This is a genomic window from Frondihabitans sp. GW821-FHT04F02 (assembly GCF_059420045.1).
Map to the genome: position 1 here is coordinate 1 of NZ_JBWKSZ010000004.1, position 22256 is coordinate 22256.

General features: G+C 70.1%; 27 protein-coding genes. 14 read left to right on the plus strand and 13 right to left on the minus strand.

Features of this window, described 5'->3' with window-relative positions:
* Nucleotides 1-300: 300 nt before the first annotated feature.
* The 7 genes from lepB to AC07TY_RS11520 all read right to left on the minus strand — a co-directional run bounded on the left by lepB (nucleotide 301) and on the right by AC07TY_RS11520 (nucleotide 6195).
* Nucleotides 301-1032, minus strand: coding sequence for a signal peptidase I (gene lepB / locus AC07TY_RS11490; protein WP_494785439.1), 732 nt, complete (start codon nucleotides 1030-1032; stop codon nucleotides 301-303).
* A gap of 27 nt (nucleotides 1033-1059) precedes the next feature.
* Nucleotides 1060-1410: a hypothetical protein gene (locus tag AC07TY_RS11495; RefSeq protein WP_123506571.1), complete on the minus strand. Its 351-nt coding sequence runs from the start codon at nucleotides 1408-1410 to the stop codon at nucleotides 1060-1062.
* Nucleotides 1411-1753: 343 nt separating this feature from the next.
* Nucleotides 1754-2542 carry a hypothetical protein gene (locus tag AC07TY_RS11500; RefSeq protein ID WP_494785440.1) on the minus strand — a complete coding sequence of 263 codons (789 nt, stop codon included), beginning with the start codon at nucleotides 2540-2542 and terminating at the stop codon, nucleotides 1754-1756.
* Nucleotides 2539-3357 carry a heavy metal-binding domain-containing protein gene (locus AC07TY_RS11505; protein ID WP_494785441.1) on the minus strand — a complete coding sequence of 273 codons (819 nt, stop codon included), beginning with the start codon at nucleotides 3355-3357 and terminating at the stop codon, nucleotides 2539-2541. Before AC07TY_RS11505 ends, AC07TY_RS11500 begins: the two co-directional genes overlap by 4 nt.
* Nucleotides 3354-4331, minus strand: coding sequence for a heavy metal-binding domain-containing protein (locus AC07TY_RS11510; protein ID WP_494785442.1), 978 nt, complete (start codon nucleotides 4329-4331; stop codon nucleotides 3354-3356). The genes AC07TY_RS11505 and AC07TY_RS11510 overlap by 4 nt, the downstream gene beginning before the upstream one ends.
* Before the next feature lie 74 nt (nucleotides 4332-4405).
* Nucleotides 4406-5062: a GntR family transcriptional regulator gene (locus AC07TY_RS11515; RefSeq protein ID WP_494785443.1), complete on the minus strand. Its 657-nt coding sequence runs from the start codon at nucleotides 5060-5062 to the stop codon at nucleotides 4406-4408.
* A gap of 92 nt (nucleotides 5063-5154) precedes the next feature.
* Nucleotides 5155-6195: a LacI family DNA-binding transcriptional regulator gene (locus AC07TY_RS11520; RefSeq protein WP_494785444.1), complete on the minus strand. Its 1041-nt coding sequence runs from the start codon at nucleotides 6193-6195 to the stop codon at nucleotides 5155-5157.
* Between the two features lie 167 nt (nucleotides 6196-6362).
* On the opposite strand from AC07TY_RS11520, the gene AC07TY_RS11525 reads away from it, so the two are divergent.
* Nucleotides 6363-7664, plus strand: a complete 1302-nt coding sequence (locus AC07TY_RS11525; RefSeq protein ID WP_494785445.1) for an ABC transporter substrate-binding protein — start codon at nucleotides 6363-6365, stop codon at nucleotides 7662-7664.
* 12 nt (nucleotides 7665-7676) lie between these two features.
* Here AC07TY_RS11525 and AC07TY_RS11530 read toward each other — a convergent pair whose 3' ends face one another.
* Nucleotides 7677-8216, minus strand: a complete 540-nt coding sequence (locus tag AC07TY_RS11530; RefSeq protein WP_494785446.1) for a MarR family winged helix-turn-helix transcriptional regulator — start codon at nucleotides 8214-8216, stop codon at nucleotides 7677-7679.
* 71 nt (nucleotides 8217-8287) lie between these two features.
* Between AC07TY_RS11530 and AC07TY_RS11535 the strand changes: the two genes are divergently transcribed.
* Nucleotides 8288-9184 carry an NADP-dependent oxidoreductase gene (locus tag AC07TY_RS11535; protein WP_123506578.1) on the plus strand — a complete coding sequence of 299 codons (897 nt, stop codon included), beginning with the start codon at nucleotides 8288-8290 and terminating at the stop codon, nucleotides 9182-9184.
* A 114-nt stretch (nucleotides 9185-9298) separates the two neighbouring features.
* Nucleotides 9299-9769, plus strand: a complete 471-nt coding sequence (locus tag AC07TY_RS11540; RefSeq protein ID WP_123506579.1) for a DUF805 domain-containing protein — start codon at nucleotides 9299-9301, stop codon at nucleotides 9767-9769.
* 154 nt (nucleotides 9770-9923) lie between these two features.
* On the opposite strand, the gene AC07TY_RS11545 is transcribed toward AC07TY_RS11540, so the two are convergent.
* Nucleotides 9924-10157 (minus strand): hypothetical protein, encoded by a 234-nt coding sequence (locus AC07TY_RS11545; RefSeq protein WP_123506580.1) that lies wholly within the window; start codon nucleotides 10155-10157, stop codon nucleotides 9924-9926.
* On the minus strand, nucleotides 10157-10570 hold the full coding sequence (locus tag AC07TY_RS11550) for an ester cyclase (protein WP_123506581.1): 414 nt from the start codon (nucleotides 10568-10570) through the stop codon (nucleotides 10157-10159). Before AC07TY_RS11550 ends, AC07TY_RS11545 begins: the two co-directional genes overlap by 1 nt.
* Nucleotides 10571-10808: 238 nt before the next feature.
* On the opposite strand from AC07TY_RS11550, the gene AC07TY_RS11555 reads away from it, so the two are divergent.
* Nucleotides 10809-11297, plus strand: a complete 489-nt coding sequence (locus AC07TY_RS11555) for a nucleoside deaminase (protein WP_123506582.1) — start codon at nucleotides 10809-10811, stop codon at nucleotides 11295-11297.
* On the opposite strand, the gene AC07TY_RS11560 is transcribed toward AC07TY_RS11555, so the two are convergent.
* The gene (locus AC07TY_RS11560; protein ID WP_494785447.1) at nucleotides 11294-13636 is read right to left on the minus strand and encodes an alpha/beta fold hydrolase; all 2343 of its coding nucleotides are present in this window, start codon (nucleotides 13634-13636) and stop codon (nucleotides 11294-11296) included. The two genes, AC07TY_RS11555 and AC07TY_RS11560, sit on opposite strands and share 4 nt — an antisense overlap.
* A gap of 69 nt (nucleotides 13637-13705) precedes the next feature.
* Here AC07TY_RS11560 and AC07TY_RS11565 point away from each other — a divergent pair, with 69 nt between their 5' ends.
* The 9 genes from AC07TY_RS11565 (at nucleotide 13706) to AC07TY_RS11605 (ending at nucleotide 19519) form a co-directional block, all read left to right on the plus strand.
* Entirely contained in the window at nucleotides 13706-14335 is a 630-nt protein-coding gene (locus AC07TY_RS11565) for a TetR/AcrR family transcriptional regulator (protein WP_494785448.1), read from the plus strand.
* An 11-nt stretch (nucleotides 14336-14346) separates the two neighbouring features.
* The gene (locus tag AC07TY_RS11570; RefSeq protein WP_123506585.1) at nucleotides 14347-15204 is read left to right on the plus strand and encodes a 3-hydroxyacyl-CoA dehydrogenase; all 858 of its coding nucleotides are present in this window, start codon (nucleotides 14347-14349) and stop codon (nucleotides 15202-15204) included.
* Nucleotides 15205-15262: 58 nt separating this feature from the next.
* Complete coding sequence (locus AC07TY_RS11575; protein ID WP_158614232.1) at nucleotides 15263-15841, plus strand: RNA polymerase sigma factor; 579 nt, start codon at nucleotides 15263-15265, stop codon at nucleotides 15839-15841.
* Nucleotides 15838-16635, plus strand: a complete 798-nt coding sequence (locus AC07TY_RS11580) for a hypothetical protein (RefSeq protein ID WP_494785449.1) — start codon at nucleotides 15838-15840, stop codon at nucleotides 16633-16635. Before AC07TY_RS11575 ends, AC07TY_RS11580 begins: the two co-directional genes overlap by 4 nt.
* A gap of 31 nt (nucleotides 16636-16666) precedes the next feature.
* Nucleotides 16667-17833 (plus strand): N(5)-(carboxyethyl)ornithine synthase, encoded by a 1167-nt coding sequence (locus AC07TY_RS11585; protein WP_494785450.1) that lies wholly within the window; start codon nucleotides 16667-16669, stop codon nucleotides 17831-17833.
* A gap of 30 nt (nucleotides 17834-17863) precedes the next feature.
* Entirely contained in the window at nucleotides 17864-18253 is a 390-nt protein-coding gene (locus AC07TY_RS11590) for a VOC family protein (RefSeq protein WP_123506589.1), read from the plus strand.
* 53 nt (nucleotides 18254-18306) lie between these two features.
* The gene (locus AC07TY_RS11595; RefSeq protein ID WP_488625129.1) at nucleotides 18307-18651 is read left to right on the plus strand and encodes a YnfA family protein; all 345 of its coding nucleotides are present in this window, start codon (nucleotides 18307-18309) and stop codon (nucleotides 18649-18651) included.
* 40 nt (nucleotides 18652-18691) lie between these two features.
* Nucleotides 18692-19261 (plus strand): GrpB family protein, encoded by a 570-nt coding sequence (locus AC07TY_RS11600; protein WP_494785451.1) that lies wholly within the window; start codon nucleotides 18692-18694, stop codon nucleotides 19259-19261.
* Nucleotides 19262-19330: 69 nt separating this feature from the next.
* Entirely contained in the window at nucleotides 19331-19519 is a 189-nt protein-coding gene (locus AC07TY_RS11605; protein WP_123506592.1) for a hypothetical protein, read from the plus strand.
* Nucleotides 19520-19525: 6 nt separating this feature from the next.
* Here AC07TY_RS11605 and AC07TY_RS11610 read toward each other — a convergent pair whose 3' ends face one another.
* A complete protein-coding gene (locus AC07TY_RS11610; protein WP_494785452.1) occupies nucleotides 19526-19801 on the minus strand; it encodes a hypothetical protein in 276 nt (91 codons plus the stop codon).
* Between the two features lie 298 nt (nucleotides 19802-20099).
* Here AC07TY_RS11610 and AC07TY_RS11615 point away from each other — a divergent pair, with 298 nt between their 5' ends.
* Nucleotides 20100-20921: a glycosyltransferase family 2 protein gene (locus tag AC07TY_RS11615; RefSeq protein WP_494785453.1), complete on the plus strand. Its 822-nt coding sequence runs from the start codon at nucleotides 20100-20102 to the stop codon at nucleotides 20919-20921.
* Here the strand turns inward: AC07TY_RS11615 and AC07TY_RS11620 are convergent.
* Nucleotides 20884-22239, minus strand: coding sequence for an MFS transporter (locus tag AC07TY_RS11620; RefSeq protein ID WP_494785454.1), 1356 nt, complete (start codon nucleotides 22237-22239; stop codon nucleotides 20884-20886). The two genes, AC07TY_RS11615 and AC07TY_RS11620, sit on opposite strands and share 38 nt — an antisense overlap.
* Nucleotides 22240-22256 lie beyond the last annotated feature (17 nt).

Sequence of the window (22256 nt, forward strand, 5' to 3'; positions counted from 1 at the left end):
TCCACGTTCAAGACCGACGCCGTCAAGCCCGGACTCCTCGTCGGCACCGCCACCATCGCCGCCCAGATCGCCGAGTAATCTCACGCATCACCCCGAACGGCCCGTCGCACTTCGTGCGGCGGGCCGTTCTGCGTGCCCGACGCGCCGGCCTCGCCGCGCGTTCGCAAGGATCGGCAGGGTAGACGTCCTTGTGGGGCGCGCACCAGCTGGCCGATCTCCTTGCCAGCCGTGCACTCCGCGCCCCTTCTCCTCGCGAGCGCACACCCCGTCCTTCCCCAAGGAACGAGGCGCGGCAGCGGGCTAGTGGAGCTTCGCGTCGCGCACGCGATCGAAGACGTCGGGATAGTCGCTCAAAGCCGACCAGTGCTTCTGCGGCCACGTGATCACGAACGCGCGGCCGACGACGTCGCTGATCGGGACGTACGGCGAGACGTCCTTGCGGGCGTTGTGGTACTCCGAGTCGGCCGAGTCGTAGCGGTTGTCGCCCATCACCCAGAGCATGCCGGGCGGAACCGTCACCGAGAAGTCGTTCGGCGACGCCTTCGTCTGGTTGGCGGCGATGGTGATGTAGGGCTCCTTGATCGGGACGCCGTTCACCTGGAGCTCGCCCGACGCGTTGCAGCAGGACACCGTGTCGCCGGGCAGGCCGATGACGCGCTTGATGAGGTGGTCGTCGCTGTCGTGCGTGCCGAGTCCGACCGCGGTGAGCGCCGACTGGATCGCCTCGACGGCCGCCGGCTGCGGCGCCGTCGCCGGAATCGCGTCGCTGTCGAGCCACCCGCCCGGGTCGGTGAAGACCACGACGTCGCCGCGGTTCAGCGCCGCGACCTTGGGCACGAACTCGTTGACCAGAATGCGGTCGCCGATCTGCAGCGTCGACTCCATCGATCCCGACGGGATGTAGAACGAGCGGACGACGAAGGTCTTCACCACGAAGGAGATGAGCAGGGCGCACGCCAGGATGATGACGATGTCGCGGACGAACCTGAGGGCGCCGTGGCGCGGTCGGGCGGGTGCGGTCTGTGTGCTCATGCCGTGCTCCCCCCGCTCGCCGAGCGCCTAATGCGCCGGACCGAGCATGACGGCGAGCAGCGTCGCAGCGCCGCCCACGATGAAGAAGAGGGTTCCGAGCTGCATCGTGCGGGTCTTGTTGCGGTCGGCGATCGGCACCGAGACCTCGAGGATCGGGCAGCCCGACCAGCCGATCATGCCGATGCTGAGGGCGACGAGCACGGAGCCGATCCACCAGAGCGCCGCGAGGCCGGAGTGCAGGAGGGCGGGGCGCCAGCCGGAGGAGAGCAGAAGGCCGAGGCTGAGGGCGACCGTGCCTGTCGAGACGCCGAACCAGGCAGTCCCCGTCCACATGATGCGTTCGAGGTTGTTCTCTGGGGTCATCATCTCGTGGGTCACTGGCTTATCTTGCTCCGACCGAGTCGACAATTCCAATCGACGGAGCGTGTCGATCACTCGTGGTTCGTTGCGAACCTGCCTGTTCTGCGGTTTACTCATCACGACCACTTTGAGATGAGAGACTCTCACACCCACGAGACCACACCAGCACCACGGATCAGACTTCTCCCCCGGCCTTCATCGGCCTTTCCCCAAGACGGCAGCGGCGACGGGCTGCCCTACCAGCGCGTCGCCTCCCGACCGGGTTCGTCCCGGGCCGGACACCTGCCGAACCCGGGGCGCCGCTCTCCTAGCAGGGGCGGCGACCCCGGGTTTCCTCTGCTTCGAAGCGCACTCCGAGCGGCTAGAGGCCGATGGCCGGCGGCGCGAACCTCTCGCTCAAGAAGCGCCCGTTCGTCTCGAGGGCCCCGGCGTCGTCGGCGAGAGCTGCGTCGCGCAGCCCGCTCACGGCCTCCTCGAGCACGCCGAGCTGATCGAGCAGCTCCTGCGCCGGGGTGGCACCGCTCCGGAGCACGTGCGTGGCGGCCCAGTCGCCGGGGAGCGCGAGGTACGCGCGCAGGGTGTCCGGCAGGTAGGTCGTCGCTGCGCGGGTGAGCAGGAACTCGGGCTCCGCCCGTCCAGCCACGCGAGGCAGCGTGTCGCGGAGCATCGCACTGATGCGGGCCACCCGCTCACCGGCCTCGGCCGGCACCCGGCGCGCCACTCGCGCCGGCAGCGCCGCCAGCCCGGCGTCGAGGGCGGTCTCGTCGATGACGATGTCGTCGCCCGCACCGGCCAGCCCGAGAGCGCTGAGGGCCTGCGCCGCGGTCGCGGAATCTCCGGCAGACGCGGCCACGCTCACCGATACCTGCTCGGCGAGCGCCGCGAGCCACTCGCCGAGCGGCGGCTGACGGCGCGAGATGACGACGCCGCCGCTGACGCGGGCGGCCTCGCACGCGACGCGGTCGCCCCGCTCGACCCGCGCGGTGAGGCGGACCCCGTCGCCGAGGAAGGCGAGCGATGACACCGAGCCCGGACGGCCGGCGAGGCGGTCGGCCATGCTCCGTGAGCGCTCGACCTCGACGGCGGAGTCGCCGACGGCCCTCGGGAGCTCTGTCGCCAGCCGTTCCAGCAGGTCGTGGGCCTCGGTCACCGCGGGGCGTCCGTCAGCGGGAGCACCAGGCTGGGCGTCGCGATGACGTGGTCGTCGCGCAGCGATCGCACGGCGGTGCCGATCGCGAAGAACTCGGTGGTGTGACCGCCCCAGCGGTGCGGCAGCGAGAGCAGCTGGACGCCGACGATGCCCTCGGCTTCGAGCACCTCGGCCTCGGTCTGCATTCGCCCCATGGCCAGCTCGCGCGCGTCGTAGAGCGCCTCGGTGTACTGCGGGATCTCGACGTTCGAGCCCACGGTCGAGAGCGACGCCATCATGCCGCGGTGGGCGATGTGATAGACGCAGGTGCCCATGACGAGGCCCTGCGGGGCGTACCCGGCCTGGATCAGCGTCCAGAAGTCCTGGCCCGAGAGATCGGAGGTGAAGGGCAGGCCGCGGTTGTTCCGCCAGGCACCCGTCGGGGGTGCCTCGTCGGCGATGACGGCGGTGCCGATGGCGACGAACTCGGCGAGGTCGTTGCCGTACTCCTTGAACTCGATCTCGAGCCGCACGCCGACGATCCCGTCGGCCCCGAGGGCGTCGGCCTCAGCCTCCATCCGGGTCATGGCGAGGTCGCGGGCGTGGTACATCGCCTCGGAGAGCTTGTCGAGCTCCATGTTCTTCGACCACTTCGCGATCTGCAGACCCACGTGGTAGACGCTCGACCCCAGCACCAGGCCGACGGGACGGAACCCGGCCTGCTTCACGAGCAGGAACTCGTTGACGCTCAGGTCGGAGGTGAACAGGTGCTTCTTGCCGTCGGCGAGGCGGGCTCGCGCGTCGGGGGGAAGCGAGACGTTCGAGAGGTCGCTCATCGTCGACTCCTTCGGGTGGGTGGGTCGGTCAGGGGGAGCACGTTGAGGATCCGGCCGGTGCCGGGCTTGTCCTTGCCGCGGAAGGCGTGCATCGGACCGGGCGCGAGAACAGTGCCGACGAAGAACGCCTCCGCGTGGAAGTCCTTCTCGCCGCCGCACTCGGTCTCGAACTCGTGCATCTCGGAGCGGTCGACGACGAGGTCGGAGCCGCCCATCGACTCGGCGCGCTTCGACATCAGCGAGCGGGCCTCGCCGCGGGCGGCCTGCTGCACGGCCGACAATCCCTCGATCTCGGTGTTGCCCCAGCTGAGACGCTGCGAGCGCAGCAGGGAGTCCTCGTGCTTCGTCGCGACCGACAGCCCCAGGACGATGCCGCGGGGGACGAGCGACGAGAGGATCGCCGCCGCGGTGTCTTCGGGCGACAGCACGCTCGACCAGACACGGGTGCCGTGCGCCGATGCGCTGACCAGCGAGCCGTCAGCGGAGCGGACCGCGGTTCCTGCCGCCGTGAACTCCCAGATCTGGCCTTCGAGGCGAGCCCGCTTGATGGTGACCCCGACGACCCCCTCGGCTCCGAGTGCGGCCGCCTCGGTGAGCATGCGGTTCAGCGCGCCCTGCCAGGCGGCCTCGAACGCCTTCACGTACGGCCCGAAGCCGCTGTAGCGGTTCGTGTTGCGGCCCGACGTGAAGACGGGGGTCTCGCGGTACTGGGTGAAGCCGGCGATACCGGCGTTCAGGAAGACGCCGTTCGGCTGCGTGGTCGCGTAGCCCAGGCCGTAGACGCCGCACTGGCCGCCGGTCCAGCCCAGGTTCATCACCAGGCAGCCGAAGACCTCGCCGACGGGGGCGAGTCCGGCGCTGCGGAGCGCGGCGGCCGCCGGGGCCGAGAGGAGCGAGCCGGACGTACCGCTGGCGCGCTGGCGGTCGATGCGCTCGTGCGCTGCCGGGGGGAGTCCGCCCGTCCATGGGGTCACTCGCTCATCCAAGCACCCGGTGGCCCCCGGGGCTGGGATTCATGCAGAGTGCGCAGGAACCAGGGTCGGTCGCCCTACGAGGCCGCTCGCGCCGGCAGGTGGTGCAGCGCCTCCGTCGCGAGCTCGGCCGCGATGGCGTCCCCGGCGACGAGCGCCTGTTTCAGCTTCGTGAACTCGCGCGTGCTGGCTTCGACCCCGAGGATCTCGACGATGTTGGGCAGCCGCAGCTGATAGGCGAGGCCGTCCTCGACGCTGCGGGTGACGCGGATGAGCGGCGGGTTGCCGCAGTTCACGACGAACACGTCGAACAGCTCGACCGCGTGGCCGTTGAGCGCGGCGCCGTCGCCGGCCTTCACGTCGCGCAGGCAGTCGTCGATCGAGGCCTTCGCCTGGGCCACCGCGTCGGCGGGCATGCGGCCGACCGCGAGCCGGACCACTCCGCCGAACAGGACGCCCAGGGTCTGCAGCGAGTCGACCGCCGCGTCGGGGTCGGGGATCGCGACGCGCGTATAGCGGTTGGGCTCCATCTCGATGAGGCCAGCGTGTGCGAGATCGGCGAGGGCTTCGCGGATGGGCGTGCGGGAGACGCCGAGCCACTTGAGGAGGTCGTCGTCGCTGAGACGCTCGCCGGCTTCGAGGGTTCCGTCGAGGATCGCGGCGCGGATCTGCTGCCGGACCCGGTCGCGGAGAAGCTCGCGCTCCTGCGACGGCCCACCTGGGGGGACTGGCATGTTCTTCACCTTTCTCACACGATATGCGAGACGCTAACAGGTGGGATGCCGATCGGTTCGCAAGCCGGGCTGTGTCGTCGCGGGCTGTCCGTTCACTCCAGTCGCAGATCGGGAGGCGGGGCAGTCGACTCGCGCACGATCAGCCGCGTCGCCAGCTCGACTCGCGTCGCGCTGCGCGAGGCCGACGCCCCGTTCGAGCGCTGCCGGATCTCGTCGAGCAGGATCCTCAGGGCAGTCGCACCCATCCCGGCGGTGAGCTGCTGCACGGTCGTCATCGGCGGGCTCGCCCACTGCGCCTCCGGGAGGTCGTCGAAGCCGACGACGCTGAGGTCGTCCGGAATGCGCAGACCGAGCTCGGCGGCCGCGTCGTAGATCCCGAACGCCATGCTCTCCGAGCACGCGAACAGGGCTGTCGGCCGATCGGCGTCGGCCAGCATCGGGAGCGCCGCGCGATGGCCGTCGATCCGCGACCACTCGCTGTGGGCGACCCATCGGTCGGGGACTCCGCGCCCCGCATGCCGGAGCGCGGTGCGGAAGCCGTCGACGCGGGCGTCGTTGAACAGGGTCCCGTGAGCTCCGTCGATGATGCCGAGGCGCATATGGCCGAGCGAGACGAGGTGCTCACCGGCCGATCGGCCGCCCTCCCAGTTGGTCGCGCCGACGCTCGCGATGTCGTCGGGCGGCCGGACGACCGGGTCGACGAGCACGACCGGCACGGATGCCGCCGTGAGCCCGGCCAGCTGCATCGCCGTCGGCCCGACCCCGACGATGACGGCACCCTCCGAGCGGCGACGCAGCAGGCGGGTCACCCACTCGTCGCGATCGCGGGCCACCGTGATGACGATCCCGATGCCGGCCTCGGCGGCGGCGGCCTCCACCCCTCCGAGCGCTCGTGCTGCCCACGAGTTGTCGACGGCCGTCAGGACGAGGTCGACCAGGGCGGGCACCGCGGCGGCGGCCGTCGGCCGAGCGCTCGCCCGTGCCCGGTAGCCGGTCGCGGCCACGGCCTTCAGGACGCGCTCCCGGGTCGTGGCCGAGACGTCTGTGCCGCCGCGAAGCACCTTCGAGACCGTCGGAATGCTGGTGCCCGCCAGGACGGCGACCTCCTGGAGGGTCGGTCGGATCGCGGGCATGGGATCACGGTAGTGATGTCATGTAATTTGCGCAAACTAATTTGTCTTGCACCCCAACAAAGCCTGGTGCATACTCTCGGCAAGCGCGAGTTCGGTGACGATATTGCGCAAACTCACCGTTCAAAGAAGAACAAGTCGCGGGCACCACCGCGACAGGAGGAAAGTCGATGACGACAACGAAGACAGCAGTCTCGCGCCGCGGATTCCTGGGGCTGATCGGAAGCGCGGCAGCCGTGACCACACTGGCGGCCTGCTCCGGCGGCGGCGGCGGGGCGTCCGGAGCCATGAAGTTCTGGAACATGCCCTGGGGCGGCCCGGCGTTCAACCCGCTCGACAAGACCATCACGCTCGACTACAAGCCGAAGTCGGGTCTGCCGACTCCGACCTATCAGGCCATCCAGTGGGCCAACTTCACCCAGACCTTCGCGTCGGCGATGGCCTCGAAGACCGGTCCGGCCGTGAGCTCGGGCGGCGGCACGCAGGCCTTCCAGTTCGACAAGCAGGGCTTCATCGCCCACGCGGACGACCTCCTCGACAGCTGGAAGTCGAACGGCCTCTTCGACGACTTCCTGCCCGGGCTCCTCGACACCATGAAGACGCCGAACGGCTACGTCGCCATCCCCTACAACCTCGACATGCGGGTGCTCTGGTACAACAAGAAGCTGCTCGACAAGGCCGACGCCGAGGTTCCCACCGACTGGCAGTCCTACCTCGACACGGCGGCGGCCCTGAAGAAGATCGGCGTCTACGGATTCGCCGCGAACGGCAACACCAGCGGCGGCAACGCCTTCCAGATGATCACGGGCTTCATGATCAACAACGGCGGCGGCATCTTCGACGAGGACGGCAAGCCGAACCTGGTCACTCCGGCTAACATCGGCGCGCTCGAGTTCATCGAGGAGAACATCCGCAAGGGCTATGTCGACCCGGGTGCCATCAGCTACACGGCCACGAACTCGAACTCCCAGTGGAAGGCCGAGAAGTTCGGCATGGGCATCGACGTGCCCGGACTGGCGGCGAACGTCGGCGGAAGCCAGGCGGCCGACCTCCTCGTCATGGACCCGATCGAGAGCGACGGCGGCACGAAGGGCGCTCTGTACTTCCCGAACAACATCATGATGTACACGAACACCCCGAGCCAGAAGGGCTCGGAGGAGTTCCTGACCTACTACTACAAGAACATGGCGCAGCTCTGGACCAAGAAGACCGGCATCGGCCTTCCCGTGCTCAAGTCGATCGCCGAGACGCCCGAGTTCAAGTCCGACCCGAACCAGGTGAAGATCGTGAACGACTGGCAGCCGGTCTCGAAGACCTGGGCGGCGCCGGGCGGCTCCGCCCTCTTCGCGAACGTCAGCTACGTCGACAGCACGACGCCGATGTCGGAGTTCGGCCAGGACGTCCTGTCGGGCAAGTCGCCCAAGGCCTCGCTGAGCGCCCTCCAGACGAAGCTGGCATCGCAGATCAAGTAGCTCGAAGCCGACTCAGTCGACCTGGCGCCTCGCCTGGTTCGCCCGGCGCCGCACGGATCGCGGCGGCGCCAGGGCGAGCTGGGCGCGCACGTCGCCGACGACGCTCTCGAGCACGGACAGCTGGGCGTCGTCGATGCGGTCGAGCAGCAGGTGCCGCACGAGTGCCGTGTGCTGAGGCAGGAACTCCGCAATCCGATCGCGGCCGACCTCGGTGACGCGGACTTCGACCGAGCGCTCATCCCGCGTCGACGCCCGGCGCTCGACCATGCCCGCCGCCTCGAGCTTGTCGACCTGGTACGTGATGCCGCTGCGCGACGTCACGAGCCCGTCGGCGATCTCGGTCATGCTCAGAACCCCGGCCGGCGCGGCGAGCAGCCGCTGCAGGATCCCGAACTGAACGATCGTGATCCCGGCGATGTCGCGCACCTGCTCGTCGAGGAGCGCCCGGACCGAGTCGACGGTCTCGACGAGCCCGAGCCAGACGCCGATCTCGCGGTGAGAGAGGGGTGCCGTGTGCTCGGAGAGCTCGTCGAACGAATCGGGAATGGTCACGCAGTGCCTCAGGTTGTTTCGAATTAGAAGCAGATGTTCAAAGGAACACCGCTCGTCCTAAGGAGATTCTCATGCAAGCAGTGCAGTTCCGAGCCTATGGCAGCCCCGATGTCCTCGACGTGGTCGACACCTCCGAGCCGGTCGCGCCCGCCGGGGGCGTCCTGATCCGAGTGATCGCGTCCGGCGTGAACGGCCTCGATGCCATCCTCCGCCAGGGGTTCATGGCCGAGCAGATGCCCGTCGAGTTCCCGGCCGGGGTCGGTCTCGAGGCATCGGGCGAGGTGCTGGCGGTCGGCGAGGGCGTCACCGGCACGGCCGTGGGCGACGTCGTGTTCGGGTTCGGGGCGGCGACCGCCGCCGAGAAGGCCGTGCTGGTGACGTGGGCGGCAGTTCCTGCGACCGTGGATCCGATCGAGGCCGGCGGCTGGGCCGTCGCGATCGAGACGGCCGGGCGGGTCCTGACCCTGCTCGCCCCGGCCGAGGGATCGACCGTCTTGGTGAGCGGCGCCTCGGGCGGCGTCGGCACCGCTCTCGTGCAGCTCGCGGTCGCCCGCGGTCTGCGCGTGATCGGGACGGCGAGCGAGGCGAACCAGGAGCGCGTCACGGCGCTCGGCGCCACTGCCGTCGTCTACGGCGACGGCCTCGCCGACCGCGTTCGCGCGACTGCGCCCGAAGGCGTCTCAGCCGCGTTCGACCTGGCCGGGTCGGGGATCGTCCCCGAGCTGATCGAGATCGTCGGCGACGCGTCGCACGTCATCTCGATCGCCGACTTCAGCGCCCCGGAGCACGGCGCCCGCGTCTCGACGTCGCAGACCGAGGCCGACCCGGCCGCCTCGTTCGCCGAGGCGATCGCCATCGACGGGTTCGGGATCCCCGTGGCGGCCACGTTCCCGCTGGCCCGGGCGGGCGAGGCGCAGGAACTCGTCGCCGGCAAGCACAGCGGCGGCAAGGTGCTCCTCGTCCCCTAGCGGACCCGCGCCGACCGCTTGGCTCTCGTCGATCGACCGCGCTAACCTGGGTGAATGCTGAGGGGCGGCGGCGCCGTCGCCCCTCCCTCACGCCACGATCACGAAGGAACATCGATGTCGACTCCTCCCGCCTACCCCACGCCCGCAAAGCAGCAGAACGAGCCGCCCCGCGACCAGCCGTACTACGGCGCTTCGCCGGTTGCGGCGGTCAAGCGCTTCTTCCAGAAGTACGCCACCTTCTCGGGTCGGGCGAGTCGTTCCGAGTTCTGGTGGTGGATCCTCGCGAACTTCGTCGTGACCCTGATCCTCAGCAGCATCTGGGGTGCGAGCCACCCGATGGACATGACGACGACCACTTTCAACTTCACCACGTTCGCACAGCAGAGCTCCGACCCGCTGTCGGGCGTCTGGGGTCTCATCACCCTCGTGCCGAACCTCGCGATCTCGTGGCGACGACTGCACGACACCAACCGCAGCGGCCTGTGGATCCTGATCAACCTGATCCCGATCGTGGGGTGGATCATCTACATCGTGTTCGTGGCGTCCGGCCCGAAGCCCGAGGGTGCTCGCTTCGACAAGCGCTGACGGCTGATCGCCCGTCCCTGACGAAGGAAGGCGGCGCGGGTGCTCCCTGTGGGGGATGCACTCCGCGCCGCCTGTCCTCGTGGGGCGTGCAGATTCGTGTCGGGATCCTCGTGAGGAGCCGCGGCGTCCTTATCTGAGGACGCCGAAGGCCGCTCTACGGGGCGCTGTCGAGGTCGATCTCGTCGCCCTCGAGGTCGTTCTCGGCGTACTCGGGCTCACCCTCGGTCGGCGCACCGCCCGTCGGGCCGTCGTTGCCCTCGCCGACGCCCGGCTCGACCGTCTCGCCGGCCACGGCGTCGTTGGTCGTGATGGCGTTGGCGGCCTCGAACTCGGCCTCCGGGTCGCTTGCGTCGGTGAAGGGCTCGTCGGCGGACGGCGCGTCGCTCATCAGGAGTCCAGCCCGAGCTGCTTCTGCAGGCCGGCCTCGTCGGTGGCGCCCCAGCGCTCGACGATCAGGCCCTCGTCGTTGAACTTGGCGACCTGAATGCCGCGCACGGTGAACGACTTGCCCGTCGGCTCGGCTCCCTGGAACGGACCGGTGTGCGTGCCGTGGATCGTGAAGACCGCCGTGACCTGCTCGTCGTCGGCCACGAGCGTCTCGACCGAGAGGTCGAGGTCGGGGAACGCCTCCAGGAACGACGACCAGAACTCCTGAATGCCCGCCAGGCCGGCCGACGCGTCGGGAGCCGGGTCGTGGTCGACGACGTCCGCGTGGAACGCCTCGCCGAGTCGCGATACCTCGCGAGCGGTGATGATGTCGCCGAGCTTCTGCTGGGTTGCGATGTTGGTTTCCTTAGCCATGGGCCCGGTCTACTCCGGCCGCGTCCCTTCCACTCAGCAGACGGGGGACAGCCGAGAGGTGCAGGTACACGAGGATCGCCGGGGCAGGCGTCGTCGTGGCGGGCGCAGGAACGCGCAGAACTCCTCGTCGGCCCCACGTATCGGGCCCGATATCCTCGCGGGCGCACGCGCCGTCCCTGCCGGAGGACGCCGCCTGAATAAGGTGGGAGTGCACACGCGCCCCGACCCGGAAGAGACCATGGACGACCCTCAGGCCACCGAGACCGATCGCGAGTTCCTGCGCGCGACAATCGCCGTCGCGACGCGCTCGCGCGAGCACGGCAACCACCCGTTCGGCGCCGTGCTCGTCGACGACCAGGGCCGCGTCGTGCTCGAGGCCGAGAACGGCGTCACCACCGAGCACGACATGCTCTCGCACGCCGAGGTCACCCTGGCGCGCCAGGCGTGGCGGCTGTTCGGCGCCGAGCGGCTCGCGGGCTACTCGCTCTACACGAGCGCCGAGCCGTGCGCCATGTGCTCGGGCGCGATCTACTGGTCGGGGATCGGCCGCGTCGTCTACGCCCTCGCCGAGCGCTCGCTGCTCGGCCTCACCGGCGACGACCCCGAGAACCCGACGATGTCGGTCGACTCGCGCGTGGTCCTGAACGGCGGCCAGCGCGCCATCGAGGTCGTCGGCCCGGCCCTCGAAGACGAGGCCGCCGCGCCTCACGCCGGCTTCTGGAACTAGGCGCCCAAGAACTCCTCGACCACGTCGGCGAACTCGTCGGGCCTCTCGATCTGCGGCATGTGGCCGGTCTTCGCGAACACGTGGGTCGTCGCGTGCGGGAGGGCGGCCCGGGCCGCCGCCAGGTGCGAGAACGGCAGCACGTGGTCGTGGTCGCCCCACACGACGAGGGTCGGGATCGCGAGCGGGCGGAGCTCGCTCAGCAGAGCCTCTCGCCACTCTTCTCTGACCCCGCCGAAGGTGCCGAGATCCTGCGCCAGGTCTCGGAGGGTGCGTGTGTGCGAGGGCAGCTGCGCGAGGGCGAACGAATGGTCGACGCGCTCGGGTGTCGCGAGCGACTTGCGGTAGAACACCGACTCGACCGTCTGCTGCGAGGTGGCGCGGCTCGGCCTCGTCAGGAGCGCGCCGATCGGCGGCACCGAGACCAGCCGCAGCGCGAGCGCCACCTCCGACCCGAAGCCGGCGCTGTCGGCCAGCACCAGCTCTGACACGCGCGTCGGATGGGCCACGGCGAAGGTCATCGCCACGGCACCGCCGAGCGAGTTGCCGATCACCGGCACTGCGCCGGCGACGCCCACGGCGTCCAGGAAGGCGGGCAGGATCGCGGCCAGCGTCGAGAGGGTCGACCTCCCAGGCCGCCGCGCCGAGTACCCGAACCCGGGCAGGTCGAGGCTGTAGACCGTGTGCCGCTCGGCGAGCAGCTCGTGCTGCTCGGTCCAGTCGTCGAGGCTCTGGCCGATGCCGTGCAGCAGGAGCACCGGCGACCCGGCTCCGGTGACGCGGTATCGGAGCCGAGTTCCTGCGACCGTGATGAACGCGGTGCCCGGCAGCGCCAGTGGGTCGTCCTCGCGAGGAGAGACGGCTTCGCCCCGCCGGCCGAAGCGCACGTGGTCGCCGGTGCGCCCGACGCGGAGGAGCCCGTAGTCGCGCACGTAGTTCTGGTGGAGGCGCCACGGAGAGCTCGCACCCTGCTTGGGCATCTGGTCGATGCCGCGCAGCACGTAGCCGGCCTGCAGGTCGATCAGCGACCCGACCTCGCCGCTCGCCACCGAGTCGGGAGCGTCGGGCGCGACCCAGTCGTGACCGCCGCGGTCGAGCCGGCGGAGGAGCCGGACGACGTACTCGGCGACCAGGTCGGCCTTGAGCGTCCACGACGCGTTGGTGTAGCCGATGGTCAGGGAGAAGTTCGGCACGCCGTCGAGCATCATGCCCTTGTAGGTGAGGCGCTTCGAGTAGTCGACCGCCTCGCCGTCGACCGTCATGGCCATGCCGCCCATGATGAGCAGGTTGAGCCCGGTGGCCGTGACGATCACGTCGGCGTCGAGCTCGGCGCCTGATGCGAGCGCGATCCCGGAGGGCGTGATCGCGCGGATGCGGTCGGTGACGATGTCGGCGGTGCCGGCGCTGATGGCGCGGTAGAGGTCGCCGTCGGGGATCGCGCAGAGCCGCTGGTCCCAGGGCTCGTAGGTCGGCGCGAGGTGGGTGTCGACGGCGAAGCCGGCCGGGAGCTTCGCGACGGCCGACGAGCGGAGGATCGCCTTCATCTTCTCGGGCCGGCGCCGGCTCAGCTGGTACGTGAGCATCGAGAAGCCGATGTTCTTGAGGCGCACGGCGTCGTAGGCGAGCTTCGCCGGGAGTCGTCCGCGGAGACGGTCGGCCAGATGGTCGCGCGACGGCACCGGCGAGATGTAGGTCGGCGAGCGCTGCAGCATCGTGACGTGCTCGGCCGCCTTCGCCATGCTCGGCACGAGCGTGACGGCGGTGGCGCCGCTGCCGACGATGACCACGCGCTTGCCCTCGTAGTCGAGGTCGGCGGGCCAGTGCTGCGGGTGCACGATCGGCCCGGCGAAGGTCTCCGCGCCGGGGATCGCCGGCGAGTAGCCCTCGTCGTACCGGTAGTAGCCCGAGCAGACGGAGAGGAAGGAGCACGTCACGGTGACCGTCTCGTCGCCGAGAGCGGCCTCGCTGTCGCCGGTGACGCGGGCCGTGATGGTCCACTGAGCCTCGGCACTCGACCAGTCGGCGCTGACGACGCGGTGGTGGAGGCGGATCCGGTCGGCGAGCCCCTCGTCGCTGACGGTGTCGCGGATGTAGTCGCGGATCGAGTCGCCGTCGGCGATCGCCTTCGCGTCGGTCCACGGCCGGAACGAGTACCCGAGCGTGTACATGTCGGAGTCGGAGCGGACACCGGGGTACCGGAAGAGGTCCCACGTGCCCCCGACGGCCCCGCGCGACTCGAGCACCAGGAACGACTTTCCCGGCAGGCTGCGCTTCAGTCGGCTGGCCGCGCCGATTCCGCTGAGGCCTGCGCCCACGATCACCACATCCACGTGCTCTGTCATGTCCTGACGGTATCAACACCGTGTCGACTTAATCAACACACTGTCGATAAAGGTGGCTAGAGTGGCGGCATGCCTGCACGTGGACGCCGCACCACCCGCCCCTCGGGCGACGAGCGCCAGTCGGCGATCCTGTCGACGACCGAGCACCTCCTGGCCGAGGGGTCGTTCGACGACATCTCGATCGAAGACATCGCCGCAGGCGCCGGCATCTCGCGGCCCACGTTCTACTTCTACTTCGCGTCGAAAGACGAGGTGCTCCTCGCCCTTCTCGACCGGGTGATCACCGAGGTCGAGCACCGCGTCCAGTCGCTGAGCCGCGACTTCGAAGCCGACCCCGCCGGCTCCTGGCAGCGGTCGATCGGGGCCTTCGTCGAGGTGTTCTCGGAGCACCGCGCCGTCGCCGCGGCGACCACGACCGCCCGCCTGCGCAACGCCGAGGTCCAGACCCTCTGGTCGCGCTCGCTCCAGTCGTGGGCCGACTACTCGACAGACGTGATCACGCAGGAACTCGCCCGAGGCGCGGCGATCCCCGGCCCGTCGGCGAGCGACCTCTCCATCGCCCTCAACCTCATGAACGAGCGCGTGCTGTCCGCGACCTTCGGCGGCGACACCCCGTCGATCACGGAGGCCGACGCCGTCTCGACCCTCTCGACCATCTGGATCCGCAGCATCTACGGGTCCGACCTCCCCCTCCACTGAAAGGACCACCCGTGCCCTCCATCTCCACCGTCACCGTTCTCGGAACCGGCGTCCTCGGTTCGCAGATCGCGTTCCAGGCTGCCTTCCACGGCTTCCCCGTCACCGCGTACGACGTCAGCGACGACGCCCTCGCGGCGGCCCGGACCCGGTTCGACGGGCTCGCCGCCCGGTACCAGGCCGATCCCGTCGTCGGGGCGAGCGCCGAGCAGACGGCGGCGGCGCTCGAGCGCCTGACGCTCACCACCGACCTCGCTGCGGCGGCGGCCGACGCCGACCTCGTGATCGAGGCGGTGCCCGAGAGCCTGGACGTGAAGCGGTCGGTGTACTCCGAGCTCGCCGCCTCGGCTCCGGAGAGGACGATCTTCGCCACCAACTCGTCGACCCTCCTGCCCAGCGACCTCAAGGAGTACACGGGTCGGCCGGACCGCTTCCTCGCGCTCCACTACGCGAACGAGGTCTGGCGGTACAACACGGCCGAGGTGATGGGGACGGCCGAGACCGACCCCGCCGTGTTCGAGGCCGTCGTCGACTTCGCGTCGCGGAGCGGGATGGTGCCGATCGAGATCAAGAAGGAGAAGGCGGGCTACCTGCTCAACTCCCTGCTGGTGCCGTTCCTCAACGCGGCGGCCGGCCTGCTGGTGGGCGGCTACGCCGAGCCCGAGATGATCGACAAGACGTGGCGCATCGCGACCGGCTCGCCCTCCGGGCCGTTCCAGATCTACGACGTCATCGGCCTGACGACCCCCTACAACATCGCCGCGGCCAACCCCGACCCGGGATCGCAGGCGTTCGCCGCGTACCTGAAAGAGAACTACATCGACAAGGGCAAGCTCGGCGTGGCGACGGGCGAGGGCTTCTACAGGTATTGATGCCGCGGCGAGAGCCACGGATGTGGGACGATCTCGGCGGCCCCGGACACTCCTTAGTGTGAGTGACTCCGACGAGACCGAGACAGCCCTGTGGGATCGCGCCCTGCGTGACGACGGCGACGCCTTCGGGTCGCTCTTCGACCGTCACCAGGACCGCGTCTACCGCCGCGCCCTCGGCCTCGTCGAGAACGCCCACGACGCCGAAGACATCGTCGGCGCCGCGTTCTTCGAGCTGTGGCGGAAGCGCCGCGCAGTGCGGATCGTCGACGGCTCGATCCTGCCCTGGCTCCTGGTCACCACGGTGAATCTGGCCCGCAACTCGCAGCGGTCGCACTTCCGGCACCAGCGCCTGCTCCGCAGCATGCCGCGCGTCGAGCCGACCGTCGAGCTCGACGCGGGCGCCGTCGAGGCCTCGCGGCGCCTGGCCGAGTCGCTTCGTCGGCTGTCGCCGACCGACGCCGCGCTCTTCGTGCTCGCGAGCCTCGACGAGCTGCCGCTGGCCGAGGCTGCCGCAGCCGTCGGGCTCAAACCGTCGACCGCTCGGATGCGACTGCAGCGCGCCCGCACCCGCGTGCGCGCCGATCTCCACGATCTGAACCCCGCCATCCACCTCACCGCCGAAGGACACCGCTCATGACCGCGCCTCAGCTCGACACCGACTTCGCCCGGGCCATCCGCACCGAGCTCACCGCCATCGGCACGAAGGGCAGCCGCCTCCAGCGTCGCCAGCGCACGACGCGCACCGTGGCCTGGAGCCTCGGCGCCCTCGCCCTCGCCGGTGCCACGACGGGCGCGGCCGTGGCCATCGCGAACCAGCCGGGCTCGACGACAGTGACCGCCATCGGCACATCCGTGACCGTCACGCACACGGGCACCGGCACCATCGATCTCGGCGCTGTCCCCGACCGGGCCGGCGTCGTCGTCATCGACCTCACCTGCGACAACGGCGTCGGCCAGGCCTTCGTCGAGACGACACCCGGCGACGACGGAAACCCCACCGCGCAGGGGATCGACTGCAGGAACGCCGACCACCCGATGCACGTCAGCGACGGCCTGCTGCCCGCCGACGGCTCGACCTCCATCACCGTGAAGGCCGAGCCCGAGACCACCTGGACAGCCACCGCCCGCTACGCCACCTCGACGACCAGCCCGTGGGGCGTCAACGCGAACGGCCAGACGTACGGCACGCCGAACGGCCACGGCTACCCCGACCTCGTTCCTCTGCGCGCCGACAACGGGAAGCTCGGCTACGCCCTCGCCACAGAGGCCTGGCAGCTGACCCCGGCATCCGAGAAGCTGACGTCGATCACGGTCTACGAGAAAGACGGCACGACGGTGATCGGCACGAGCAGGGTCGAGCACGCCACCGAGATCCCGGTCGACCCGAGTCTCATCCCGTACGGCGTGGCCACCGAACCCACCGGCAAGTAGGCACCGGCCCACCCGCGCCCTAGGGTCAGGTATGACCCGCACCGATTCCGCACCCGAGCTGCTCCGCCTCGGCATCCTGGCCACGTCGCGTAAACCCGACGAACGTCGCCTGCCGATCCACCCGGCCCACCTCGAGCGGATCGACGCCGACCTTCGCGTGAACATGACGCTCGAGCGCGGCTACGGCAGCCGGTTCGGCATCGACGATGCCGAGATCGAGCCCCTCGTCGGCCGCATGGCGGATCGCGCCGAGGTCATCGCGGGCACTGACGTCGTCCTGCTCCCGAAGCCCCAGTCGCAGGATCTCGCCGACCTCCGCGACGGCCAGGTGCTCTGGGGCTGGCCCCACTGCGTCCAGGACCGCGCCCTCACCCAGCTCGCCATCGACAAGGGCCTCACCCTCATCGCCTGGGAGGCCATGAACCACTGGCAGGCCGACGGCGGCTTCGGGCTCCACGTCTTCCACAAGAACAACGAGCTCGCCGGCTACTGCTCCGTGCTGCACGCGCTCCAGCTCTGCGGCTCGACCGGCGACTACGGGCGCCGCCTCAGCGCCGTCGTCATCGGCTTCGGAGCAACTGCCCGCGGCGCCGTCACGGCGCTGAACGCCCACGGCATCCACGATGTCCGCGTGCTCACCCACCGCGACACCGCGGCGGTCGGCTCGCCCATCCCTTCCGTCGACATCATCCAGTTCGAGCACAACCCCGAGGCCCCCTACGAGAGCACGGTCCACTCCGAGCACGGGCCGGTCAAGCTCGCCCCCTATCTCGCCGCCAACGACATCGTCGTGAACTGCACGCTGCAGGATCCGAACGCCCCGCTGACCTACCTCCGCGTCGCCGACCTCGGCGCCTTCCGGCCCGGCAGCCTGATCGTCGACGTCTCGATCGACGAGGGCATGGGCTTCGACTGGGCGCGCACGACCACCTTCGCCGACCCGATGATCACCGTCGGCGGCACCACCAACTACTACGCCGTCGACCACAGCCCCTCGCTCCTCTGGAACTCCTCGACCTGGGAGATCAGCGAGGCCCTGATGCCGTTCCTCCGCACTGTCATGGAGGGTCCGGCGTCGTGGTCGGGATCGGAGACCATCCGGCGGGCGATCGAGATCGATGCGGGTCACGTCCGCAACGAGGCGATCCTGGAGTTCCAGGGCCGGTCGGCCGAGTTCCCGTACGAGCCGCTGGCCTGATCGCTCGGCCGGAGGGTGTTGGCTGTCGTCATGCCCTCGCTCTCCGGAATCGACCACATCGCCCTCACCGTCCGCGACCTCGACGCAAGCGCCGCCTTCTACCGGCGCCTCTTCGGGTTCGAGCCGATCGGAGAGCTCGAGGGCGAGGGGCTGAACCGCCGCCTGTTCCGGCTCCCGTCGGGCACGAACGTGGGCCTCACCCAGCACGAGCGCGGAACGACGGGCGACTTCAGCCCCTTCACGCCGGGACTCGACCACCTGGGATTCGGCGTCGACGGCCTCGCCGAGCTGACCGCCTGGGCCGAGCACCTCGACTCCCAGGGCATCGCGCACTCCGGTCTCGTCGAGGCCCCCTACGGAACAGCGCTCAGCGTCAAGGATCCCGACGGCGTCGCCCTCGAGTTCTTCGTCGGCGCCTGACCGCCGCGCGCCCGGGGCGCAGGAACTGCCGCCGATCCTGCGAAGATCGGCCCATGACCGTCGTGCGCATCGCCGTCCTGTTCGTGTTCGCCGCCGTGGCCGAGATCGGCGGCGCCTGGCTCGTCTGGCAGGCCGTGCGCGAAGGGAAGTCGTGGTGGTGGGCCGGCCTCGGCGTCATCGTGCTCGGCGCCTACGGACTCATCGCGACGCTGCAGCCGAGCGCGGAGTTCGGCCGCATCATGGCCGCGTACGGCGGCGTGTTCGTCGCCGGATCGCTGGCGTGGGCGGTGATCGCCGACAAGTTCCAGCCGGATCGCTGGGACATCGTGGGCGCGATGATCTGCATCGCCGGAGTGGCCGTGATCATGTTCGCGCCGCATGCGCGCTCGGCGGCGTGACGGCCGGCGAGCCGCGACGCCGCGATGCGAGGATGGACGGGTGAGCAGCCCCCGACGTCCGGACGTGACGACGCTCGAGCTGGTCGGCGGGCCCGAGGCGGTCACCGTCGCGCTCCACGAGTACGAGGAGCGCTGGCCCGCCCTCTACGCCGAGCACGAGCGCCGGATCCGCGAGGCTCTCGCCGCGACGGACGCCGACGTCGAGCACATCGGCTCCACCTCGGTGCCGGGTCTCGCGGCGAAGCCGATCGTCGACGTCGTCATCGCGGTCGACGACATCACCGCCGAGGAGGACTACCTCGAGCCGCTCCTCGCCACCGGCTACGTGCTGCGCGTGCGCGAGCCGGGCCATCGCCTGGTGCGCACCGCGGCCCGCGACGTCCACGTGCACGTCTACGAGCGAGGCGCCCCGCCCATCGCCGCGTACCTGCTGCTGCGCGACCACCTGCGCCGCGACGCCGACGACCGCGCCCTCTACGAGCGCACCAAGCGAGCGCTTCTCGACCGGGCGTGGAGCGACATGAACGACTACGCCGACGCGAAGACCGAGGTCATCGAGGCGATCACGGAGCGGGCGAGGCGTCGAGATCCCGGTCGGGGTCTCGACTAAACCGACCTAACCGCTCGGTTCCGTGCCACTCTGGAGATTCGGGTCAAACCACCGAGGAAAGCGTCTGCCATGGACGGCTACGCCATCTGCAAGGATCGCCGCGACAACTTCGAGCAGATCACTCGGCACGCTGAGACGCACGCGCACCTCATCCGGCTCCTGGAGGAGTGCGCCCCGCTGGGGTCGATGGTGGTGGGGATCGTCCTGAGCTACGGCTCGCAGATCCAGCCGCGAGCGCCGCTCGAACTCATCACCTGACGCTGATCAGGCGCTGACGCCCACCTCGACGACAGCGAAGTCGCCCTCGATGAACTGCTGGTACGACAGGTCGAGAGTGCAGGCGACCGTGCTGGTCGCGGCCGGCTGGACGCGACGGAGATCACCGAAGCGGTCAGGGCGCCTCTTCGGGTACGTCGCCTGGTGGAACGCGGGGATGTCGCGGTGCGACTCGTAGAGGCTCGTCGGCTGTGCGGGTGCGGGTGCGGGTGCAGTGCCGAGCGCCGAAGCCGGCACGGCAGTCAGGGAGATGGTGTCGGTCATGCGACCTCGGTCTCGGGCGGCGTAGGCCCGGTGTCGATCGGGGTCTCCACTCGACGCGGAACCCGAGATCCGGGCGAATCGTGCGTCGTGCAGGAGGGATCGTTCATCCCGATGACCCCAGTCAACCGAGGTGATGCGGATGTGTCCAACCAGGGGGTCGGGGCATTGACGGCGGCCGCGCGGTCGGCTAGCGCTCACCCGGCGTCATATGTACCCCGTTCTGTACCCCGCCCAGCAGAAGTGCGACGATTTGTAAAGGGGTACGCGCGCCCAGGGAGAGGCGCATAGAAAGAATCCCGTGCCCCTTCCGCTCGACGCCGTCACCGTTCCCGGCGAACTCTCCGACGCCTCTACCGCGGCCCCGGTGCTGTCTCTCTCGGTGGTGATCCCGGTGAAGAACGATGCGCGGATGCTCGAGAGCTGCTTGGCCTCCCTCGCGCGGCAGGAGCGGGCACCCGGCTTCCAGCTGATCGTCGTGGACAACGGCTCGGCCGACGGCAGTGCGGCCGTCGCCACGCGAGCGGGCGCCACGGTCCTGTTCGAGGCGAGACCGGGCATCGCGGCGGCGAGCGAGACCGGCTACGACCACGCGCGCGGCGACATCATCGCGCGCATCGACGCCGACACGGTCCTCCCGGTCGACTGGGTTCGAAACCTCCTCGACGCCTTCCAAGGTGCGCCCCGCGTCGACGCCGTGACCGGCCCGGCGGGCTTCCTGGACGGCCCGCGGCTTCTCCGACGCCCCGCCGCCGTCGCCTATCTCGGCGCCTACTTCGTCCTGGGCGCCCTGGCCCTGACGCACGTTCCCGTCTTCGGGTCGAACTTCGCCATGCGCCGCTCCGCCTGGGAGTCGGTGCGCAACGAGATCCACCTGTCGCCCGACCTGCACGACGACTTCGACCTCTCGTTCCATCTCGGCGAGCGCCATCGGATCCGCTTCGCACCGCGCGTGCGTGTCGGCATCTCGATGAGGCCGTTGATCGATGGCGCAGGATGGCGGCGGGTGCGACGAGGCTTCCGCTCCGTCGCGATCCACTGGCCGCACGACCTGCCGTGGCGACGACTCGCCCGCGGCTGGCGTCTCAGGCGCGAGGCGTCGCGTCAGCGGCCGGCCGGATGAACCCCGCTGCGATCGCGGCTGCCAGGATGACCGCGCCGGCCACGACGAAACTGGTCTGCATGCCGCTCACGAAGTGAGTTCGGTCGGCGATGAGCAGGCCGAAGACCGCTATGGCGACCGCCCCTCCGACCTGCCGGAAGGTGTTGAACACGGCGCTGGCGGTACCCGACCGCTCGGCCGGGACGCTGGCCAGGACCACCGAGGTGACGGGCGGCATCGCGACCGACCCGCCCGCTCCCGTGAAGATCGAGCCGACCAGCACGCCCCAGGGGGCGCCGAGGGGCGCCGTCGCGATGAGCACGACGAGGCCGACGACCATCGTGAGGAGCCCGGAGACCACCGGCACCCGCGCGCCGAAGCGGTTCGCCAGAGTGCCGCTGACGATGTTCCCGGCGACCGCGAACGCGGCCGAGGGCAGGAAGACCAGACCCGCGAGCAGCGGCGACAGCCCGAGGTGCTGCTGCAGGTAGAGGCTGTTCACGAACACCGTGCCGAAGTTGCCGACCATGAAGGCGAACCCGACGACCAGCGCGATCCGCATGCCCCTCGGCCTGAGGAGCGGCAGCGGCATCATCGGGTGCCTCACCCGGGATTGAACGCGCAGGAACGCCGCCACCCCCGCCGCACCCACCGCGAACGCGACCACGACCACCGGCGCCCCGAACCCGATGGCGCCGCCCTCGATGAGTCCGAACACGAGGCCGCCCAGAGCCAGAAGCGCCGCCACCTGCCCCGCCCAGTCGAACGTCGTCGGCCGGGCCTCTGAGGGGGCGACCGCCCGCAGCAGGAGCAGCATCACGGCGCACACCGGCAGGTTGATCGCGAAGACGAGGCGCCAGTCGAGCGTGGTGAGGGCGCCGCCGAGGACGGGGCCGACCGCGCCGGCGACCGCGCCGCCGACGGCCCAGATCCCGAGGGCGCGGGCGCGTTCCTGCGCCCCGGGGTAGGCCTCGCGGATGAGCGCCATCGACGCGGGCAGCATCACGGCGGCGGCTGCGCCCTGGACAGCCCGCGCGGCGATCAGGACGCCCAGGCTGGGAGCGACCGCGCACGCCACGGACGCCACCAGGAAGCCCGCGATGCCGACGCCGAAGGCGCGCTTGGCGCCGATCCGGTCGGACAGGTTGCCGGCGAACAGCAGGAGCGACGCGAAGAGGAGCGTGTACGCGTCGATGACCCACTGCAGCCCTGACGTGCTGCCGCCGAACTCGCGGCCGATCCGGGTCAGCGCGACGTTCACGATCAGGATGTCGAGCGTGATCAGGAAGAAGCCGAGAGACGCCAGGAGGAGGGTTCGGCGCGCGCGAGTGGTCGTCATGGCTCGAGCCTGCCGTT

Excerpts from the sequence above, each read along its gene's own strand:
- AC07TY_RS11515 (WP_494785443.1), bottom strand. The coding sequence starts at position 5,062 with ATGCCAGTCCCCCCAGGTGGGCCGTCGCAGGAGCGCGAGCTTCTCCGC.
- AC07TY_RS11520 (WP_494785444.1), bottom strand. The coding sequence starts at position 6,195 with ATGCCCGCGATCCGACCGACCCTCCAGGAGGTCGCCGTCCTGGCGGGC.
- AC07TY_RS11535 (WP_123506578.1), top strand. The coding sequence starts at position 8,288 with ATGCAAGCAGTGCAGTTCCGAGCCTATGGCAGCCCCGATGTCCTCGAC.
- AC07TY_RS11525 (WP_494785445.1), top strand. The coding sequence starts at position 6,363 with ATGACGACAACGAAGACAGCAGTCTCGCGCCGCGGATTCCTGGGGCTG.
- AC07TY_RS11505 (WP_494785441.1), bottom strand. The coding sequence starts at position 3,357 with ATGAGCGACCTCTCGAACGTCTCGCTTCCCCCCGACGCGCGAGCCCGC.
- AC07TY_RS11540 (WP_123506579.1), top strand. The coding sequence starts at position 9,299 with ATGTCGACTCCTCCCGCCTACCCCACGCCCGCAAAGCAGCAGAACGAG.
- AC07TY_RS11545 (WP_123506580.1), bottom strand. The coding sequence starts at position 10,157 with ATGAGCGACGCGCCGTCCGCCGACGAGCCCTTCACCGACGCAAGCGAC.
- AC07TY_RS11585 (WP_494785450.1), top strand. The coding sequence starts at position 16,667 with ATGACCCGCACCGATTCCGCACCCGAGCTGCTCCGCCTCGGCATCCTG.
- AC07TY_RS11605 (WP_123506592.1), top strand. The coding sequence starts at position 19,331 with ATGGACGGCTACGCCATCTGCAAGGATCGCCGCGACAACTTCGAGCAG.
- AC07TY_RS11560 (WP_494785447.1), bottom strand. The coding sequence starts at position 13,636 with ATGACAGAGCACGTGGATGTGGTGATCGTGGGCGCAGGCCTCAGCGGA.
- AC07TY_RS11580 (WP_494785449.1), top strand. The coding sequence starts at position 15,838 with ATGACCGCGCCTCAGCTCGACACCGACTTCGCCCGGGCCATCCGCACC.
- AC07TY_RS11550 (WP_123506581.1), bottom strand. The coding sequence starts at position 10,570 with ATGGCTAAGGAAACCAACATCGCAACCCAGCAGAAGCTCGGCGACATC.
- AC07TY_RS11590 (WP_123506589.1), top strand. The coding sequence starts at position 17,864 with ATGCCCTCGCTCTCCGGAATCGACCACATCGCCCTCACCGTCCGCGAC.
- AC07TY_RS11610 (WP_494785452.1), bottom strand. The coding sequence starts at position 19,801 with ATGACCGACACCATCTCCCTGACTGCCGTGCCGGCTTCGGCGCTCGGC.
- lepB (WP_494785439.1), bottom strand. The coding sequence starts at position 1,032 with ATGAGCACACAGACCGCACCCGCCCGACCGCGCCACGGCGCCCTCAGG.
- AC07TY_RS11620 (WP_494785454.1), bottom strand. The coding sequence starts at position 22,239 with ATGACGACCACTCGCGCGCGCCGAACCCTCCTCCTGGCGTCTCTCGGC.
- AC07TY_RS11595 (WP_488625129.1), top strand. The coding sequence starts at position 18,307 with ATGACCGTCGTGCGCATCGCCGTCCTGTTCGTGTTCGCCGCCGTGGCC.
- AC07TY_RS11565 (WP_494785448.1), top strand. The coding sequence starts at position 13,706 with ATGCCTGCACGTGGACGCCGCACCACCCGCCCCTCGGGCGACGAGCGC.
- AC07TY_RS11555 (WP_123506582.1), top strand. The coding sequence starts at position 10,809 with ATGGACGACCCTCAGGCCACCGAGACCGATCGCGAGTTCCTGCGCGCG.